Source organism: Enterobacter cloacae complex sp. IR5458, assembly GCF_049238025.1.
Taxonomy (GTDB): domain Bacteria; phylum Pseudomonadota; class Gammaproteobacteria; order Enterobacterales; family Enterobacteriaceae; genus Enterobacter; species Enterobacter kobei.
Genome location: NZ_JBMKIF010000008.1, coordinates 160,195 through 178,985 on the forward strand (window position 1 = coordinate 160,195; position 18,791 = coordinate 178,985).

The 18,791-nt window shown below is 56.7% G+C and carries 19 protein-coding genes and 1 other annotated feature; of the genes, 4 read left to right on the forward strand and 15 right to left on the reverse strand.

Annotated features, from left to right (window positions below; genetic code table 11):
• Window positions 1-11 precede the first annotated feature (11 nt).
• Window positions 12-1,298 carry a D-serine ammonia-lyase gene (gene dsdA, locus ACOTYN_RS09370; protein WP_332957364.1) on the forward strand — a complete coding sequence of 429 codons (1,287 nt, stop codon included), beginning with the start codon at window positions 12-14 and terminating at the stop codon, window positions 1,296-1,298.
• Between the two features lie 34 nt (window positions 1,299-1,332).
• On the opposite strand, the gene ACOTYN_RS09375 is transcribed toward dsdA, so the two are convergent.
• The 4 genes from ACOTYN_RS09375 to ACOTYN_RS09390 all read right to left on the reverse strand — a co-directional run bounded on the left by ACOTYN_RS09375 (window position 1,333) and on the right by ACOTYN_RS09390 (window position 5,051).
• Window positions 1,333-1,680: a DUF202 domain-containing protein gene (locus ACOTYN_RS09375; RefSeq protein WP_023331677.1), complete on the reverse strand. Its 348-nt coding sequence runs from the start codon at window positions 1,678-1,680 to the stop codon at window positions 1,333-1,335.
• On the reverse strand, window positions 1,670-2,017 hold the full coding sequence (locus ACOTYN_RS09380) for a YidH family protein (protein ID WP_014068263.1): 348 nt from the start codon (window positions 2,015-2,017) through the stop codon (window positions 1,670-1,672). Before ACOTYN_RS09380 ends, ACOTYN_RS09375 begins: the two co-directional genes overlap by 11 nt.
• 92 nt (window positions 2,018-2,109) lie before the next feature.
• Window positions 2,110-3,432 (reverse strand): 6-phospho-alpha-glucosidase, encoded by a 1,323-nt coding sequence (locus ACOTYN_RS09385; protein ID WP_032635243.1) that lies wholly within the window; start codon window positions 3,430-3,432, stop codon window positions 2,110-2,112.
• Window positions 3,429-5,051, reverse strand: coding sequence for an alpha-glucoside-specific PTS transporter subunit IIBC (locus ACOTYN_RS09390; protein ID WP_014881918.1), 1,623 nt, complete (start codon window positions 5,049-5,051; stop codon window positions 3,429-3,431). Before ACOTYN_RS09390 ends, ACOTYN_RS09385 begins: the two co-directional genes overlap by 4 nt.
• A 222-nt stretch (window positions 5,052-5,273) precedes the next feature.
• Between ACOTYN_RS09390 and ACOTYN_RS09395 the strand changes: the two genes are divergently transcribed.
• Window positions 5,274-6,020, forward strand: coding sequence for a GntR family transcriptional regulator (locus ACOTYN_RS09395; RefSeq protein ID WP_014881917.1), 747 nt, complete (start codon window positions 5,274-5,276; stop codon window positions 6,018-6,020).
• Here the strand turns inward: ACOTYN_RS09395 and ACOTYN_RS09400 are convergent.
• The 3 genes from ACOTYN_RS09400 to ibpA form a co-directional block, all read right to left on the reverse strand.
• Entirely contained in the window at window positions 5,988-7,649 is a 1,662-nt protein-coding gene (locus tag ACOTYN_RS09400) for a putative transporter (protein ID WP_014881916.1), read from the reverse strand. The genes ACOTYN_RS09395 and ACOTYN_RS09400 overlap by 33 nt on opposite strands.
• A gap of 172 nt (window positions 7,650-7,821) precedes the next feature.
• Window positions 7,822-8,250: a small heat shock chaperone IbpB gene (gene ibpB, locus ACOTYN_RS09405; RefSeq protein WP_014881915.1), complete on the reverse strand. Its 429-nt coding sequence runs from the start codon at window positions 8,248-8,250 to the stop codon at window positions 7,822-7,824.
• A 136-nt stretch (window positions 8,251-8,386) separates the two neighbouring features.
• Complete coding sequence (gene ibpA / locus ACOTYN_RS09410; RefSeq protein ID WP_008500162.1) at window positions 8,387-8,797, reverse strand: small heat shock chaperone IbpA; 411 nt, start codon at window positions 8,795-8,797, stop codon at window positions 8,387-8,389.
• Window positions 8,791-8,862, reverse strand: a sequence feature (ROSE (Repression Of Heat Shock gene Expression) occurs in the 5'-region of heat shock genes and acts as an RNA thermometer to modulate expression.). It overlaps the preceding gene by 7 nt.
• Window positions 8,863-9,112: 250 nt before the next feature.
• On the opposite strand from ibpA, the gene ACOTYN_RS09415 reads away from it, so the two are divergent.
• Window positions 9,113-9,445, forward strand: a complete 333-nt coding sequence (locus ACOTYN_RS09415) for a YceK/YidQ family lipoprotein (protein ID WP_014881914.1) — start codon at window positions 9,113-9,115, stop codon at window positions 9,443-9,445.
• On the opposite strand, the gene ACOTYN_RS09420 is transcribed toward ACOTYN_RS09415, so the two are convergent.
• The 8 genes from ACOTYN_RS09420 to ACOTYN_RS09455 all read right to left on the reverse strand — a co-directional run bounded on the left by ACOTYN_RS09420 (window position 9,442) and on the right by ACOTYN_RS09455 (window position 17,729).
• A complete protein-coding gene (locus tag ACOTYN_RS09420; RefSeq protein ID WP_332957367.1) occupies window positions 9,442-10,671 on the reverse strand; it encodes a DUF3748 domain-containing protein in 1,230 nt (409 codons plus the stop codon). The genes ACOTYN_RS09415 and ACOTYN_RS09420 overlap by 4 nt on opposite strands.
• Window positions 10,672-10,722: 51 nt before the next feature.
• The gene (locus ACOTYN_RS09425; RefSeq protein ID WP_045269315.1) at window positions 10,723-12,060 is read right to left on the reverse strand and encodes an MFS transporter; all 1,338 of its coding nucleotides are present in this window, start codon (window positions 12,058-12,060) and stop codon (window positions 10,723-10,725) included.
• A 178-nt stretch (window positions 12,061-12,238) separates the two neighbouring features.
• On the reverse strand, window positions 12,239-13,387 hold the full coding sequence (gene dgoD, locus ACOTYN_RS09430) for a galactonate dehydratase (protein ID WP_024907394.1): 1,149 nt from the start codon (window positions 13,385-13,387) through the stop codon (window positions 12,239-12,241).
• Window positions 13,384-14,001, reverse strand: a complete 618-nt coding sequence (locus ACOTYN_RS09435; RefSeq protein ID WP_032635239.1) for a 2-dehydro-3-deoxy-6-phosphogalactonate aldolase — start codon at window positions 13,999-14,001, stop codon at window positions 13,384-13,386. The genes dgoD and ACOTYN_RS09435 overlap by 4 nt, the downstream gene beginning before the upstream one ends.
• Complete coding sequence (locus tag ACOTYN_RS09440) at window positions 13,985-14,863, reverse strand: 2-dehydro-3-deoxygalactonokinase (protein WP_332957370.1); 879 nt, start codon at window positions 14,861-14,863, stop codon at window positions 13,985-13,987. Before ACOTYN_RS09440 ends, ACOTYN_RS09435 begins: the two co-directional genes overlap by 17 nt.
• On the reverse strand, window positions 14,860-15,549 hold the full coding sequence (gene dgoR, locus ACOTYN_RS09445; protein WP_003861109.1) for a D-galactonate utilization transcriptional regulator DgoR: 690 nt from the start codon (window positions 15,547-15,549) through the stop codon (window positions 14,860-14,862). Before dgoR ends, ACOTYN_RS09440 begins: the two co-directional genes overlap by 4 nt.
• Before the next feature lie 226 nt (window positions 15,550-15,775).
• Window positions 15,776-16,588 carry a sugar-phosphatase gene (gene yidA, locus ACOTYN_RS09450; protein WP_014881907.1) on the reverse strand — a complete coding sequence of 271 codons (813 nt, stop codon included), beginning with the start codon at window positions 16,586-16,588 and terminating at the stop codon, window positions 15,776-15,778.
• 115 nt (window positions 16,589-16,703) lie between these two features.
• Window positions 16,704-17,729 (reverse strand): NAD(P)-dependent alcohol dehydrogenase, encoded by a 1,026-nt coding sequence (locus ACOTYN_RS09455; protein WP_332957372.1) that lies wholly within the window; start codon window positions 17,727-17,729, stop codon window positions 16,704-16,706.
• Between the two features lie 109 nt (window positions 17,730-17,838).
• Here ACOTYN_RS09455 and ACOTYN_RS09460 point away from each other — a divergent pair, with 109 nt between their 5' ends.
• Entirely contained in the window at window positions 17,839-18,774 is a 936-nt protein-coding gene (locus ACOTYN_RS09460) for a LysR family transcriptional regulator (RefSeq protein ID WP_332957374.1), read from the forward strand.
• Window positions 18,775-18,791: the final 17 nt, after the last annotated feature.

Genomic DNA, 18,791 nt, shown 5'->3' on the forward strand with positions numbered 1-18,791 from the left:
AGAGACGTACTATGGAAAACGCAACTATCACTACTTTAACCGCACAGTTTCCTCTGGTTGAGGATCTGATTGCCCTGAAAGAAACCACCTGGCTTAACCCACGTACCGCCACGCTGGCGGAAGGATTGCCTTACGTCGGGCTGTCCAAAGCCGACGTGGACGACGCGCACGCGCGCCTTAACCGCTTCGCGCCGTATCTGGCGAAAGCCTTTCCGGAAACGGCCGTCACGAAGGGGATTATTGAATCCGAACTGGTCGCCATTCCGGCCATGCAGGCGCGACTGGGGAAAGAATATGACAAGACCATTCCCGGCACCCTGCTGCTGAAAAAAGACAGTCATCTTCCGATTTCCGGCTCGATTAAAGCACGCGGCGGCATCTACGAGGTGTTGACCCACGCGGAGAAACTGGCGCTGGACGCCGGCTTGCTGAGCATCGAAGACGACTACAGCGTCCTGCTGGAGCCGCGCTTTAAGGACTTCTTCAGCCAGTACAGCATTGCGGTGGGCTCAACCGGCAACCTGGGGATGTCCATCGGCATTATGAGCGCACGCATCGGCTTTAAGGTGACGGTGCACATGTCCGCCGATGCCCGCGAGTGGAAGAAAGCCAAGCTCCGCAGTCATGGCGTCATCGTCGTGGAGTATGAGCAGGATTACGGCGTGGCGGTGGAACAGGGGCGCAAAGCGGCAGAAAGCGATCCGAACTGCTTCTTCATTGATGATGAAAACTCCCGCACCTTGTTCCTGGGCTACGCGGTGGCAGGCGAGCGGCTGAAGGCGCAGTTTGCCGAACAGGGCCGCGTGGTGGATGCGGCGCATCCCCTGTACGTCTACCTGCCCTGCGGTGTCGGCGGCGGCCCTGGCGGCGTGGCGTTTGGCCTGAAGCTGGCCTTCGGTGATAACGTCCACTGCTTCTTTGCGGAACCCACGCACTCGCCGTGCATGCTGCTCGGCGTTTACACCGGCCTGCACGACGAGATTGCGGTGCAGGACCTGGGTATCGACAACGTGACGGCGGCAGACGGCCTGGCGGTCGGGCGCGCGTCCGGCTTCGTGGGCCGCGCGATGGAGCGCCTGCTGGACGGGTTCTACACGCTTTCCGATCAAAGCATGTATGACATGCTCGGCTGGCTGGCGCAGGAGGAAGACATTCGTCTGGAACCGTCCGCGCTGGCGGGCATGGCCGGGCCGCTGCGTGTGCATTCAGATGCCAACGTCACCCACCTGGTATGGGCAACCGGGGGCGGCATGGTGCCGGAAGACGAGATGGCGAAGTATTTAGCAAAAAGCCGTTAATCGTAGGCCCGGTAAGGCGTAGCCGCCACCGGGCTTATAAGCTCACCATTTGCTGAATATGTGTAACGGCAAAGAGTAAAGACAGAGACAGCACAGCGAGCGCGATCAGGAACTTATCCCGCACCGCTTTCGGCTGCACAAAATCATCCTGCGCCACGTCCATCAGGTTACGGCTGCGGGTATAGCGCCACAAAATGAAGGCTACCAGCGCCAGCACAACAATCGAGATCCAGAATGGCACCCCGGTCCGGTGCCAGTTGTGCTTGATCGCCAGAGCAATCAGCGCGCCATACCCCAGCAACGTGCGCAGCCATGCGAGCGACGTCCGCTCCGGCTGCAGGCCAGGGTCCGCTTCGCGTCGCGCTTTGCGGCTATCCGCCATAGAACACCAGCACCATCACCACGCCCGCCACCGTCAGCAGGATCGCGCTGATGATGAGTAGCCCGCGCGTATAGGGTAAATCCTGCTTCAGACGCATCGCCTTCTCATTGCGCAACCAGCGCAGATAGCCGTAAATCGCCAGCACGCCTGCGAACAGGCACAGAAGCAGCGCCAGTACTTCGCGGATCAGCGGCGTGGCGAAATCAGGTGCGAGCTGATCGAGGCCGACACCTGCAGCCAGAAAGCCCAGCGCCGTGCGGATCCACGCTAAGAACGTGCGTTCATTAGCCAGAGAGAAGCGATAATCCGGCGCTTCACCGAGGCGGGAAATTTTCATGGAGGTTCCTTGTCGAGCTACGGGCAGGCTTCAGCATAGCGTAAATCGACCAGGACAAGGAGACCGGCATCGGGGGATGCCGGTCAGGAAGGTTAGTGCAGTTCCGGCCAGTACTCTTTGTTGGCTTCGATCAGGTCATCCAGAATCGCTTTCGCGACTGACGCGCTCGGCACGGTTTTCGACAGGGTAATCGCCTGCCAGAGTTTCTGATACGAACGCTGCTCCCAGGCATCCACCACCAGTTTTTCCACCGCCACCTGCTGGCTCATCAACCCTTTCTGGAAGTGTGGAATATCGCCAACCGTGAGCGGCTCCGGTCCGTTATGGCCCACCAGACACGGAATTTCCACCATCGCATCGGCATCAAAGTTATGAATAGCACCGTTGTTTGGCACAATCAGCAACATGCGTTCCTGGGTGTTAAAGGCAATCGCGGTCGCCAGATCGACGATGTACGACGCATGTTCGTCGATTTCCAGCTCCCCGGCGGCGGAATTACCCGCTTCGATGATCGCCCGACAGGAGCTGAACACATGTTTCTCGCGGTGATCCATGACTTCATTGGCGCGGGTCCGTTCCGGGTTAGAGTGCGCAACAACGTAGTCCGGGAACAGATAGTATTTCAGATAGGTGTTCGGCATGGTGTCCGGATCCAGCGCCTGCACATCTTTTGCTTTGGCAAAGGTATCGTTCCAGCTTGCTTCGGTATGCGCATCTTCAGAAGGCGGAACATAGCCGTTTTTCGCCACGTATTCGCGCAGTTTCGGCATTAAATCGTTACCGTTGAGATCTTCAATCGAGGTCCACCAGCCGAAGTGGTTCAGACCGTAGTAGCGCACGCGCATCTCTTTGCGGTCTTTCAGGCCAACGATCTGCGCCATGCGTCCTTCGATGCCAATCGGCATATCGCAGATGTTGAGGATTTTGGCATTCGGACGCAGGCGGCGCGTGGCTTCCGCGACAATCGCCGCCGGGTTGGAGTAGTTCAGCATCCACGCATTTGGGGAGTACTGCTCCATGTAATCTACCAGCTCCAGCACGCCGCCGATCGAGCGCATGCCGTAGGAAATCCCACCTGGCCCGCAGGTTTCCTGGCCCAGCACGCCATGGCGCAGCGGGATTTTCTCATCTTTTTCACGCATCGGGTATTTGCCGACGCGGATATGCGCCATCACGAAATCCACATCGGTAAACGCCGCTTTAGGATCGGTGGTGTAGCTAAACTCAATCTCCGGCGCCTGCTCTCTAAGGATGATTTTGCACGCTTCGGCGATGGTCTCCTGACGTGCGCCGTCGTTATCATAAAACTTCAGGGCGCGCAGCGGGAAACGGTCACGGTTGGCTAACAGCATCAGGACGATACCAGGCGTAAAGGTGCTGCCGCCGCCTGCAATGACAACTGAGAATTTTTTCATGATATAGCCTCTGTCAGGGTGGTTTGTTCATTCGTTAAAGGGGTTTTCATCAGCGATTCCAGTTGGTCACGCACCTGAGGAACGTGCAGACCGACAATCACCTGAATGCCGTTGCCGCGTCGCACCACACCGTGTGCGCCCAGGGCTTTGAAGACGTCGTCGCTTTGGGTTTTCGCCATATCCACCAGCGCGATACGCAAGCGGGTGGCACAGTTGTTGATGCTTTCGATATTGGCCGCACCGCCGAGCGCCTGCAGGAATCCGGCGGCCTGTCCGACCTGCTGGCTGGCCGCCGCCGGGGCAGTGGTTTGCCCGCGTGCCGCCTTATAGTCGGCCTTGCTGTACAGTTTGATTTCGCTCTCTTCCCGGCCCGGCGTTTTGAGGTTCAGACGCACAATCAGCGTTTTGAAGACCATGAAGTAGAGGCCGGTAAAGCAGACGCCGATGCCGATTTGCGTGAAGACCGTTGAGGCGTGGTTATGGAACATCGGGATCCAGTTTTGCGGCAGGAACTGGTCCAGCAGGCCGCCGCCCATGTTGCCGACCACCCCAAAGGTGTACATCACCGTTGCCATGGTGGCCGCCAGCACAGCGTGAACGGCAAACAGCAGCGGCGAGATAAACAGGAAGGTGAATTCGAGTGGTTCAGTAATGCCCACCAGCACGGCAGTGAGCGTGGCCGGGACCAGCAGCCCCGCCACCTTGACGCGGTTTTCCGCTGAGGCGGTGTACCAGATCGCCAGCGCAATCCCGACCGAGCCAAACACTTTTGAATTGCCGTGGAGCGCGAACCCGCCTTCGGGGAAGAGGGTTTTCAGCGGCAGGGTACTCTGGCTGAATTCCTGCAGATGCTGCGCCCAGTAGACCTGAATACCGCCTTCCACCGCCGCCGGGCCGAAGATGAACGGGCCATAGACGAAGTGGTGCAGTCCGGTTGGAATCAGAATGCGTTCCAGGAAGGTGTACACCCACACGCCCAGCGCACCGGCTGAGCGCAGGAACGCCTGTAGGGACTCAATGCCCATCTGCACTTTCGGCCAGCCCAGCAATGTCAGCCAGGCGCAGGGTATCATGACGAAAAACGCGAGGATAACGACAAACGAACTGCCCTGGAAAATCCCCAGGAAAACCGGCAGCGGCTTGTCGAAATAGCGGTTGTGGATAGCGGTCACGATGCCAGAAATCACAATGGCACCGATGATGCTGGTATCGAGCGTTTTGATCCCGGCAATCATCGCCAGCCCGCTTCCCGCCGTGGGTTCGGCGGAGAAATCGACGCCGAAGAAGTGACCCCAGGTCATCCCCATCGCGTTGATGAAGTAGTTCCAGGTCAGGAAGCTAATCAGCACCGCCAGACAGGCGCGGCCCTGCGCCTGCTTTGCCAGGCCAATCGGTAAACCGACGGCGAAAATCAGCGGCATATTGCGAAATACCGCCCAGCCGCCCTCTTCAATAATGTGAACGATCTGCGCGAAAAGATTATCAGGGGCCGTTAAGGCTTCGCCGACAAACAGCGGGTTGCGAAGCATAATGGCGATTCCCACCACGATCCCGGCAAACGGAAACAGCAATACCGGGGTAAACATGGCACCGCCAAAACGTTGTATTTGACTGAGCATTTTTAAATCCTCACGTAACAACCTGTAGGGGGTAGAGGCCGTTATGGTTTTTTGCTGGCCTGAGGTGAGCATAAGAACTTACTGATACGCGAACATGGCGTGCCGTTGCGATTCGTGATCGCATTCATGGTTTTATTTTGACCAGTGAGGTCTACTTTTCGTTGTAAATATGGACATGTGAAGACGTAACCGACGCCATAATGCGGGCAGAGAGGTCTACTGGTGATCTACAAATCTATTGCCGACAGATTGCGGCTGCGGCTGAATTCGTCGGACTACAACATCGGCAGCCCGCTACCGGGTGAGAAAGCGCTGGCGCAGGAGTTCGGCGTGGCGCGCATGACCATCCGCAAGGCGCTGGATCTGCTGGTGAGCTGGGGGCTGGTTGAGCGACGGCACGGCAGCGGCACGTTTGTCTCGCGTAAGGACGTTCACCACGAAACCACGAATCTGACCGGGCTGGTGGAGGTGCTGCGTCAGCAGGGAAAAGAGGTGCAGAGTAAAGTGTTGCAGTTTGAAGTGATGCCTGCGCCACCCGCCATCGCCAGCCAGCTGCGGATTCAGGTCGATGAGCGGATCTACTTTTCCCGGCGGGTACGCTACGTGGACGGGAAGCCGCTGATGCTGGAGGACAGCTTTATGCCGGTGAAGCTGTTTCGCAACCTCTCGCTGGCGCATCTGGAAGGGTCAAAGTTTGATTACATCGAGAAAGAGTGCGGGATCACCATCAGCGGCAACTATGAGAGCCTGACGCCGGTGCTGGCAGATAAACAGCTGGCCGGTTACCTGAACCTGCCGGAACAGACGCCGCTGCTGCGAATCACGTCACTTTCCTACAGCGACAGCGGCGAGTTCCTCAATTATTCCGTGATGTTCCGTAATACCAGTGATTACCAGGTGGACTACCATCTGCGGCGCATCCACCCGGAAGTGCTGCTAGCTCATCCCCCAGAACAGCACCGCGAGTAGCTGCGGCGTGATGATGCGCAGGAACATTACCAGCGGGTAGACGGTGGCATAGGAGAGTGCCGCTGCACCGCTGGTGGCATGCAGGTTATTGGCAAACGCGAGCGCAGGGGGATCGGTCATGGAGCCCGCCAGCATGCCGCACAGCGTCAGGTAGTTCATTTTGGCGAACATCCGCGCCAGAATGCCTACCGTCAGCAGCGGGATTGCCGTGATAAATATGCCGTAACCGACCCAGCTCATCCCTTCGCCCTTGATCAGGGTATCGACAAAATCCCCGCCGGATTTCAGCCCGACCACTGCCAGAAACAGCACGATGCCCAGCTCGCGCAGCGCCAGGTTGGCACTCGGCGGCATAAACCAGTAGAGCTTACCAATACAGCCGATGCGCCCGAGGATCAGCGCCATAATCAGCGGCCCGCCTGCCAGGCCCAGCTTAAGCGCCACCGGGAAGCCCGGCACGTACAGTGGAATGGAGCCCAGCAGCACGCCCAGGCCGATGCCGATAAACACCGGCAGCATCTGTACCTGCTGCAGTTTTTGCTGGGCGTTACCCACCATATCCGCCACCGCGTCAATTGACGACGGGCGACCAACCAGGTTGAGGATATCCCCGAACTGCAGGCTGGCTTCCGGGCTGGCGACCAGTTCAACACCCGCGCGATTCAGACGGGAGATAACCACGTCATAGCGTTCTTTTACCTGCAGATCGCGTATTTTTTTGCCGAGAACATGCTCATTGGTCACCACAACGCGTTCCACCCGCATATCGGTGCCGCGCGTGGAGAGCGAGGTGTCCACCTCCTGACCGATGACCAGCCGCGCATTGTTTAAATCCCCGGGCTGGCCGACCAGATGTAGCAGATCGCCTTGCTGAATAACGGTGCCGGGCGCGGGCACCATCAGCATATCGTCACGCTTAAGGCGGGAGCAGATGATATTGGCGCTGTTCAGGATCGGCACGTCCTGAATCGCCATATTATTCAGGTTGGGATTATCGACGCGAATGTTGATGGTTTTGATGGGCATATGGCCGTTGGTCAGCGTGGTTTCGTGATCTTTGGCCTCTGATTCGACGTTAACGCGAAACAGTACGCGTACCAGCCACATGGAGAGCAGAATGCCACAGATGCCAAACGGATAGGCCATGGCGTAGCTCATCCCCATCTGGTCGACAATGCCGGGTTGAATCCCCAGATCGCGCAGGATTTGCTGGCCCGCACCGAGCGCCGGGGTGTTGGTGACCGCGCCGGAGAAAATGCCCAGTACCACAGGAAGGGGAATATCAAAGATTTTGTGCAGAATCGCGGTGACCAGCCCGCCCATGACCACAATGCCGAACGCAAAAAGATTGAGCCGTAGTCCGGAGACACGCAGGGAGGCGAAAAAACCAGGGCCTACCTGAATCCCGATGGTATAAACGAACAGGATCAGGCCGAACTCCTGAACAAAGTGGAGCATTTCAGCGCTCAGAGCCAGCCCGAGCCGATCGGCAAAATGCCCGACAAAAATGCCGCCAAACAGCACGCCACCAATGCCAAACCCGACGCCGCGGATTTTGATATTGCCTATCCATAGTCCCACAACAGCGACCAGGGCCAACACGCTAACGGTTAACGCGATATCACTCATGATCCACTCCCTGCCCATAACCTTAGTTATATCAGGGATTCTCTCAGAGCCGTGGGGCGTTGTATGGGCGATGGCGCACAAAAAAGCCCTGCCGGGGCAGGGCCTTATGCGGTCTGTGAGCGGTGTCGGGTGGCGGCTACGCCTTACCCGACCTACAGGTTCGGCGGGCTTGTTAACTGTTCAACGCCGGCCGCTCGCTAATGGCGATACGCTGCGGCGCGATGGCTTCCGGCACGTTACGGGTCAGATCGATATGCAGTAGCCCGTTGGTAAAGGTCGCACCGGACACGTCCATATGGTCTGCCAGGGTAAAGCTCAGGCTAAACGGCTGATTAACCAGCCCCTGATGCAGCCATTGAGTCTCGGTCTCCTGTTTTTCCGGCGTCCCTTTCACGGTCAGACGGGTACCTTCAAGCTGGATGTCCAGATCCTCCTGGCGGAAACCGGCCAGCGCAAGGGTGATGCGATAGTGGTTATCGTCACTTTTTTCAATGTTATACGGCGGAAACGTCTGGTGCTCAGTCGTGCTTTGCAGGGCGTTAGCCAGTTTGTCAAAACCAATCCACTGACGCAGCAGAGGGGATAAATCATAGTTACGCATACTAAATCTCCTTCTAAGAAGCGAGTTCGGCACAGTTTAATTTTGTGCGCAGTTGTTCCTGCAAATCCTGATGGATTCGCATATGCTCCCGTTACGGCAAGCAAGTCTGTGTGGGCCGCGCTTGCGACCCCCGTGATTAGTTAATTTCGATACGGCGCGGTTTTTTCTCTTCCGGAATCACGCGTTCCAGTTCGATAAACAGCAGGCCGTTAACCAGGTTCGCGCCCTTGACGTGAATGTTCTCGGCTAACTGGAACTTGCGTTCAAAGTTACGCTCGGCGATGCCCTGGTAGAGGTAGGTACGTTCTTTCTGCTCGGCCGTATGGGAACCTTTCACCACCAGCAGGTTGTCCTGCGCGGTGATCTCCAGTTCGTTTTCTGCAAAACCGGCAACGGCAATCGCGATGCGGTAGTGGTTTTCGTCAACCAGCTCGACATTGTATGGAGGGTAGCCATTGCTCTGGCTTTGGTTATTTTCTAAATGGTTAAACAGGCGGTCAAAACCAATTGCAGAACGGTATAGCGGAGAAAGATCGAAGTTACGCATAAATAAAACTCCTGAAATCAGCGAGAAATTATAGCCTTCCACCATGGACAGGCCTTTGTGCCCCCGAACGCCCATCAGGCGCGTTCGTTATCGGGTCACATTCTTAAAATGGGTCTGGAACCGGGCTTTTCAAGACTATTTATGTGAGATTTTTTTGCACTTTGCTGGTTGTCGCATAGACTCTGGGACAACAGCACAAAGGGTTAAATTGCGATGACTGCCACAGTGCGGGATTATCGAGCTATCCATTTCGGATAAGGCTCGCTATAACCCTGAGTTGCAGGTCTATGCAGTAACATTAACGATGACTGAGTGATGATGAAAAATGTTCTGATAAAGCTGACGACGTTCAGCGGGGTAGTTTTACTTTGCGGGTGTTCGAGCGTGATGTCTCACACCGGCGGTAAAGAAGGAACATATCCGGGGACGCGCGCCAGCGCGGCGATGATCTCCGATGACGATACCAACTGGGGCACCAAATCCCTGGTTATCCTGGATATGCCGTTTACGGCAGTAGCGGATACGCTTCTGCTGCCGTGGGATGTATTCCGTAAGGATGACTCCGTGCGTTCACGGGTAGAGAAAAGCGAGCAGGAAAACCTGGCGACCAACGCCGTCATTCCGCCCGCCGAGATGCCTCCGCGCTAGTTCTGTGCGGTTTCCGTTATCCAAAGCTGACGGAAACCGCCCGTCTCTTCCATCCATGCAATAACGCGCCCGTTCGGAGAAAACACGACGGCATCCGCAGAAGGTGGATTGCCGTGATCGGACGTCAAAAACGTCACCTCTCCGGTCTGTGCGTCGCAGCACGCAATCCGATTTTCGAGCACAAATCCCAGCATCTTCCCGGACGGGTGCCAGTTGAACGCAGACTGGATATCGCGCTCAGCGTGGGTGAGCTGGCGCGGCTCGCCGCCCTCAGGCGAGATCAGCCACAGCTGCACAACGCCGTTATCATCACGCATCAGAAACGCGATTTGTGTCGCCTGCGGGTTACTGCGCACCCAGTGGCGCGGCACGTTCACCAGACCCGGATAGCGGTTGTGGTGCGTGAAGGTTAACCGACGCTGCATCACGCCCGCTGGCGGCGCAGGCAGCGTTTCTGGCGTTCCCTGCAGCGGCGCATCGCCCGCACGTTTCCAGCCCTGTTCATCTTCTGGCAGGTTAACAATGAACAGTTCAGGCACTTTTTCGCCCTGTGCTGAGAGGGTATCGCCGATAAACGCCAGCCTGTCGTTGCCCACCCAGCCCTCTTCGTAGGCGCGATTGATTTCGTCGCTGCCCGGTTGTGGGTTAGGCGTCGTGCGGCTGACCAGCACGCTCCAGAAGGTTCCCGGATATTCACGCGGATGGTTCCCCTGTGGATTCACCGGGCCGAAAGGCGCCGCCACGCCAACGTTGCGTAAATCGAGCTTCGGATCGCGCATATGCATGACATGGTCGTTATAGGTAAAGCTGACCAACTGCCCGTTCGGGCTGAAGACATGTACGTGGCTGCCACCGCGCAGCGCGCCTGGAGTATAGGGCGCGGTGATATCCATCGCATCCAGATTGCTTACCTGACCGTGATGCGCAATCACCCCCTGGCGATGATGAAAATCGTAGCGCCAGTCCGCATCCGGGTGTTTCGGGCCGTGGATAAAGACGTATTCATCCTGTGCAGGATGAACGGTCACCACGCCAACGTGCGCGCCGTCCGTCGCGCGATAAATCACCTCGACCTCGCCCGTGCCTACATTAACTCGTTCGATGGTTTCACCGGTGAACGACGCGCCTGACGGACGCACGTCATAGACCAGCCACTGGCTGTCCGGCGTCCAGGTATTGATATTAGTAAGCTGGTGGTTGCGGGAAGCGAAGGTGATTTGTTTCATGAGGATACCCTGATGCGCAGTTATCGCATCAGGGTAAAACATCCGTGTGGATTAGCCTACTCGTTTCACATCACCTACCAGCAGTATGTAAGAAAGCGCGCCAATCAACGCCACGGCGGAGATGTAAACCAGCGCCGGGCCAAAACCGTAATCCTGGGCCAGATAACCGATGACCAGCGGCACGGTAATTCCACCCAGCCCGCCAACGAAGTTGAACACACCGCCGGTCAGACCGATCAGCCGCATCGGTGCCAGGGACGACACCAGCGACCAGGTAATCGATGCGAAACCATTACCAAAGAACGCCACTGCCATCAGGGTCATTATCCACACCGGATCGTTGGTATAGTTGGCACCCATGATGCAGGTGGAGATCAGCAATCCGCAGATAATCGGTGTTTTACGCGCTACCCCCAATGAGAACCCTTTTTTTACCAACTTATCCGCCAGCCAGCCCGAGAGCAGGACACCGAAGAACGCGGCTAGGAACGGTACGGTGGTCATAAAGCCCGCCTTCAGCGCGGTGATCCCCTTCTCCTGCGTCAGGTAGTTTGGGAACCACGTCAGGAAGAACCACAGCGTGGACGTCACCGCAAATTGCCCCAGGTAAACCCCCACCAGCTTACGGTGGAAGACCAGCTTCCAGTCGGCTTTGGTCAGCGGCTGGCGCGCCTCTTTTTTCACGGGCGCATCACCATCCACCAGGCCGCCGCCGTCGCGGATATAGTCCAGCTCTGCTTTGCTGATGCTTTTGGTCAGGCGCGGCGGCTGATAGACCTTAATCCAGATAAACGACCAGATGATGCCGATCCCACCGGTAACAATAAACACCCAGTGCCAACTCAGCAGTTCCTGGATCCAGATTAACAATGGCGTCAGGAATGCCAGACCAACAAACTGCCCGGAGGTGTAAAAGCCCACCGCGGAGGCACGTTCGTGTTCCGGGAACCAGCTGGTCACCATGCGGTTATTGGTCGGGAACGCGGGTGCTTCAAATATCCCGGTGATGGCACGCAAACCGATCAGCGACATTAGTCCGGTCGCGAAGCCCTGGAACAAGGTCGCCACGGACCAGCCAAAAATAGCGATAAAATAAGTCAGACGTGAACCCACGCGGTCAAGGAACCAGCCGCCCGGGATCTGGCAAAGCGTATAGAGCCAGGCAAACGCCGAGAAGACATAACCCATTTCCGCTTTAGTGATACCAAACTCTTCCTGAATATGGGCCGATGCCACGGCAAGGTTGGCGCGGTCAACATAACAAATGACCACGGTAATAAAGATCATCAACAGCGTCAGGTAACGGCGACGCCCGGTTTTTGCAGCAGTAACTGGAATATCCATCGCAATCTGTCTCCAGATTTTGGGCATAGCGAAGCCGCTCACCATGCCCTGTAGTTTCAGAGGGTGTTATTATTTTTTTATTTAAAAACGTAGCCAGAATGCGCTAAATAATTCGTGCTGGGGGAAGGCGGCAAGTTTTCGCATCCCCGGGAGCATACAAAAGTATGTGACCGGGGTAAGAAAGCGCAGCCAACGCCTCACCAGCGCGAAGTATGACGCGCATTTACCACTCGGCGACTGAACCGTCTTCATGCCGCCATAACGGGTTACGCCAGTCCGGCGCATGTTTACTCAGCTCAATAACTTTGGCTTCGTCAATTTCAACGCCCAGACCCGGTTTCGTTAACGGTTTAAAGAATCCGCCTTCCATGCTGAAGTCTTCTTTGTTTTTCACAAAATCGAGCAGCTCCGCGCCTTTGTTATAGTGAATCCCCATGCTTTGTTCCTGGAACACGGCATTGCGGGAGACAAAATCGACATGCAGGCAGGCCGCCAGCGCGATTGGTCCGAGCGGACAGTGCGGAGCCAGCGCCACGTCGTAGGCTTCTGCCATGCCGGCAATTTTGTAGCATTCGGTGATACCGCCCGCGTGGGAGAGATCCGGCTGCAGGATCGCAATGCCGCCCGCTTCGAGCACCCGTTTAAATTCAAAGCGTGAGAACATCCGTTCGCCCGCCGCGATAGGAATGTGCGTCTGTTCAGCCAGCTTCGGATAGTATTCGGCCTGCTCGGCCAGCACCGGCTCTTCGATAAACAGCGGGCGATATGGTTCCAGTTCTTTAATGAGCACCTTCGCCATCGGCGCGCTGACACGCCCATGAAAATCCAGACCGAACTCAATCTCGTTGCCGAAGGCTTCACGGATTTGCGCCACGGTATTTACCGCCCGGTCTACCGCGCGCGAGTTGTCGATGACGCCCATCTCTTCGCAGCCGTTGAGCTTGAAGGTGTCAAAACCGATGTTGCGCAGCTGTGTAATGCCGTCGATCACTTCCGCAGGGCGGTCGCCTCCGACCCAGCTATAGGCTTTGATTTTGTCGCGCACCAGGCCACCCATCAGTTGCCAGACCGGGGCGTTCAGCACTTTACCTTTGATATCCCATAGCGCCTGGTCGATACCGGCGATAGCGCTCATGAGAATCGGACCACCGCGGTAGAAACCCGCGCGATACATCACCTGCCAGAGGTCGTTAATGCGTGCCGGATCCTGCCCAATCAGATATTCCCCCAGCTCATGCACTGCAGCTTCAACGGTGCGGGCTCGCCCTTCAATCACCGGCTCGCCCCAGCCCACAACACCTTCGTCGGTTTCGATTTTCAGGAACATCCAGCGCGGGGGTAAACGGTACGTGGTGAGTTTGGTTATTTTCATTTCACTGCCTCTCGATACGCTTTCACAAATGCTGCCGCCTGCTGTGCGGTACGTTCAACGGGCTGTCCGGCGCGATAAAGATCGCTGCCCAGCCCCGCGCCCACACAGCCAGCGCTTATCCACTGGCCCAGGTTTTCTGGCGTAACGCCACCCACGGCAAAGACCGGCACGCTGGCGGGCAATACCGCCTTCAGCGCTTTGATGTAATCCGGACCAAAAGCCGAGGACGGGAAAATTTTCAGCGATTGCGCGCCCGCGTCGAGGGCAGTAAACGCTTCTGTGGCCGTCGCGCATCCCGGACAAACGGTCATGCCGTAACCCACCGCACGGCGGATCACCTCAGGATGGATGTTCGGGGTGACGATGAGCTTGCAGCCCATCTTTGCCAGCTGGTCCACCTGCTCCGGTTGTAAGACGGTCCCCGCGCCAATCAGCGCTTTATCACCAAACGCATCCACCACGGCCGGAATGCTCTTTTCCCATTGTGGGGAGTTGAGCGGAATCTCCACCGCGTCGAACCCGGCGTCTATAACTGCGCCGACGTGCGCTAACGCCTCATCGGGCGTGATACCGCGCAAAATCGCGATAAGGGGAAGGTCAGTTTGCCACTGCATGAGCGATGCTCCTTATTCCTGCCTGAAATGCCGTGTCGCCGGGTACCGTTGAAACGGTAAGCCCAACAGCGCGGAACGCCTGTTCGTAGCGTGACGTTAGCGATGCGCCTGCGACAATCGTGATGGCCTGCTCGTGCGCGATGAAATCACGCATGCTGGCGACCTCAGCGCCAATCAGCAGGCCCGAGAGAAATTCACTGACCTGCTCGCGCGGGAGATCGCCCAGCACGTGCGAGGCGCGAACCTCAAAAAGTTGCGGCAAAACGACAGGACAGGCGATCCCACGCGCCAGACCAGCAGCAAACGCCTCTTGCGAGGATTTTTGCTCCGGCAAACCCGCCCCCACCAGCGAATGGTTGAGCAGCAAATGATGCAGCTCGCCGGTCATCACGGTGCGAAAGTCGTGGATTTGCTCAGCATCCGCCTGGACCCACTTGCAGTGCGTTCCGGGCATAACGTAGACAGAAGAAGGAGATAGCGTGCGCGCGCCAAGGAGCTGCGTCTCTTCGCCGCGCATCACGTTGTGGTTATCGTCGCGAGAAACGCACAAACCGGGGATAATCCAGATATTGTCGCCTACGGACGTTAAACGATCGCCAATAGCAGAGAAATGGGCGGGAACAGGCAAATAAGGCGCGGTTTTCCAGCCTACGTTACTGCCTACCATACCCGCCATGACTACCGGCGTGGCGCTATCGCGCCAGTTTTGCGTCACTTCTGCTAACACCGCCTCAGGGGATTTACCGTTCAGGCGCGTTACGCCTGCTTCTGATTGCCTGCTCTCCAGGCACTGCTCGTCCTGGTACAGCCAGGCGCGCAGATTGGTCGAACCCCAGTCAATTGCGATGTAGCGAGATGTCATGTGATTTCCTTCAACCTTCGTGTCGAGCTGGCAATCATGGTAAGTGCCGCCTGCTCTGCCGCATCGCCATCCTGATGCCGTATCGCATCAAACAGCGCTTTATGTTCCTGGAGCGTTTTTGGCATGTTGGCCTCATCGCCCATCCAGGTACGTTCAAATACTGCTCGCTGTAGCGAGCTGATCGCCACGCTAAGCTGCTGTAATACCGGGTTATGTACCGACTGCAACACCGCTTCGTGATAGCGAATATCAGCCTCATTGAACGCTTCCCGGTTCTGGTTATTGGCAATCATGTCGTTTAAAGCCGACTCGATTTGTGCCAGGTCGCCGGACGTTGCCCGTTCCGCTGCCCAACGTGCGATTGCCGGTTCCACCAGATTTCGGACTTCACTCATCGCGCCGATAAGCCGCGGGTCGTAATCGTTTTCCAGTACCCACTGCAATACGTCGGTATCGAGGTAGTTCCACTGGTTGCGCGGGGCAACAAACGCGCCGCGATACCGTTTCATTTCAATCAGACGCTTCGCCATCAGCGAGCGGAACACTTCCCGGATGATGTTGCGCGAAGTTTCAAATTCCTCACACAGTTCAGCCTCTGCTGGCAGTGGCGAACCAGGAACGTATTTCCCGCCGACAATCTGGGTGCCCAGCGTAATGACGATGCGATCGGTTTTATTGAGAGTCATGGAGAGTCCTTGTGCTCTTTGTGTACATGACTACTTTACCGCGACCGCCGAATTTCACCTCACTTTTGCAGTACAAACGTGAGGGAGTTCGTCTTTGCCATGGCTGTAATGTAGTACAATCACTCAATGTTGTACTACAATCAAGATCACAAAAAGAACAATTCAATAAATTCAGCGCAAAAAAAAGCCCCGGTTGATAACCGAGGCCGATGAATGCAAACAGGCGTTACTGCAGCACAAACTTCTCGATGGCGTACGCCACACCGTCTTCCAGATTGGATTTGGTGACGAAGTTAGCCACGTCTTTCACCGACGGGATCGCGTTATCCATCGCGACGCCCATCCCCGCAAATTCAATCATCGCGATGTCGTTTTCCTGGTCGCCCAGCGCCATGATTTCCTCAGGTTTAATACCCAGCGCGTCAGCCAGTGATTTTACGCCCGTGCCTTTATTGACGCGTTTATCGAGAATTTCGAGGAAGTACGGCGCGCTTTTCAACACGGTGTACTTCTCTTTGACCTCTGCCGGAATACGCGCGATGGCTTTATCCAGGATCTCCGGCTCATCGATCATCATCACTTTCAGGAACTGCGTCGCCGGGTCCATTTTCTCGGCTTCACAGAAGACCAGCGGAATGGTCGCAACGTAAGATTCATGCACCGTGTAGTAGCTGATATCGCGGTTGGCGGTGTAGAGCGTATTGCGATCGAGCGCGTGAAAGTGAGAGCCCACTTCACGGGAAAGTTTTTCCAGGAACAGATAGTCGTCGTAGCTCAGTGCCGTTTGCGCAACCGTGCTGCCATCTGCGGCTTTCTGCACCAGCGCGCCGTTATAGGTGATGCAGTAATCGCCCGGCTGGTTCATGTGCAGCTCTTTCAGGTAACTATGCACACCCGCATACGGACGCCCGGTGGTCAGTACCACATTCACGCCCTTCGCGCGTGCGGCAGCGATCGCGTTTTTAACGGCAGGAGAGATAGTGTGGTCTGGCAGCAGCAGCGTGCCATCCATGTCGATTGCAATGAGTTTGATAGCCATGAGTTCCCCGGGATAAATGAGTGCTGTCTCATGCTAACGCGATTAAGCACACAAAAATAGAGCTACATTGCGCAACAGAAGTGCCCCTTTTACCCGCATCCCGGGGAATAATGCCTTACTCGCGGGTCAGGACAATTTTGCCAAACGCACCGCGATCCAGGTGTTTAAGCGCCTGTTCGAGTTCATCAAAGCGGTAGCGATGCTCGATCACAGGTTTCAGTCCCGTCACATCCACAGCGCGGACGAAATCTTCCAGCGCCCGGCGATGTCCGACGCCAATCCCCTGAATGACCGGAGATTTCAGCAACAGTTCGCCAGCGGACAGCGAAATCTCACTTCCGGCCAGCACGCCAATAACAGAAATACGCCCGTGAACGGCAACGGCACGCAGGGAATGCTTCAGGTTCTCTCCCCCCACGGTTTCGATAATATGGTCGATGCCGCGATCCTCCGTGAGCGCCAGGGTATTTTCAGCCCAGTCGCCTTTCAGCCGGTTGATGCCCTGGCTGGCGCCCAGTTTTTTGGCCAGCGCCAGTTTTTCATCGCTCCCCGAGGTGACAAACACCTCTGCGCCGTGCGCTTTTGCGATCTGCAGGGCGAATATCGCCACGCCGCCCGTCCCCTGCACCAGTACCGATTGCCCGGCACGTAACTGACCGCGCTCCACCAGCGCGAACCAGGCGGTAAGCCCTGCGCAGGGCAGCGTGCTGGCTTCTGCATCATCCAGAGTGTCCGGGGCGGCCACCAGCGCGTCTTCCTTCACAATCACATACTCGGCCAGCATTCCCTGGAAATAGCCGCCGGAGGTTTTATAGGGCAAATTGCGCGCGTCCGCCTGCGGCCTGCCGTCGATCCACTCCGGGAAGAAAGTGGAAATGACGCGAGCGCCGGGTTTGAAACGTGTTACGCCTTCACCCGTGCTGTCCACCACGCCCGCCATGTCAGACGCAGGGGTAAACGGGAAGGCAAGCGGAATCGGCATCGTGCCTTCAATAACCATTTTATCGCGATAGTTAAGTGCAACGGCATTTACCCGTACGCGCACTTCACCCGGGCCAGGCGTTTGAACAGGTTCCGGAATGAGTCTGAGGTTCTCGCGCCCGAGGGCATTCATGGACCAGCGTTGCATTGTCTCTGTCATAATTTACTCCTGCCATGTATTAAGCTTCAGTTCTGACAGTCTACCGTTGACTTAATCTCTCCAGTGGCGATAAATTTTCTCTTTATTGACGCCACAAAAGATACAATTCATGAGCGATACGCTGAAGGATATCCCTGTTTTTGTCGCCGCCGTGGAGGCGGGAAGTTTTGCTCAGGCCGCCATCCGTCTGCATTTGTCACGCTCGGCGGTAGGAAAAAGCATCGCTCGCCTTGAACAGCGTCTTGGCGTTCGTCTGTTTCAGCGAACCACCCGTAGCCTGAAGCTGACCGATAACGGCGCACTTTTTTATGAACGCTGCCTGCGCGCGCTGGAGGAGATTCGGGGCGCAGAATCGTTGCTTGAGTCCGGAAAACAGCAGATCCGTGGCCGCCTGCGCGTCGCCATGCCGGTTCTGTTTGGCCGTCAGTGCGTTGCCCCTTTGCTGATAGAACTGGCGCAGGAGCACCCCGGTCTTGAACTGGAAATGTCGTTCAGCGACCGCGTGGTGGATCTCGTGGAGGAAGGATTCGATATGGCGGTACGTAACGGCACGCTTCAGGACAGTAGCATGCTGGTCGCCAGAAGGCTGGGGGAGCACCGGATGGTGCTGTGCGCCGCGCCGGATTACCTGCTGGAGAGGGGCCAGCCACAAAGCGTTGCGGATTTAGCACACCATACAGCCATTAACTATCTGCGCGCAGGCAGAGTCTTGCCCTGGGAGCTGATGGATAACGAAGGGACGTCGCACACCTTTACTCCCCGCTCCTCACTCAACATGGACGACTTGCAGGCTATCTGCGATGCGGCGCTGGCCGGACACGGCATTGCGTGGCTGCCCTGCTGGATGGCCAGCAGAGAAATTCATCAGGGAAAACTCATCCCGCTGTTAAAGCAGGCACCGGAAGTGCGCTTCGACGTTCATGCAGTCTGGCAAAAGACGCCACATCTGCCACTGAGAGTCAGAATTGCCGTCGATATGCTCGCCAGCCGTTTACCGTCAGTGCTGTCGCTGGATTTGTCTGCGCCCATAAAAAAGCCGCGCTAAATGCGCGGCCTCAGTAA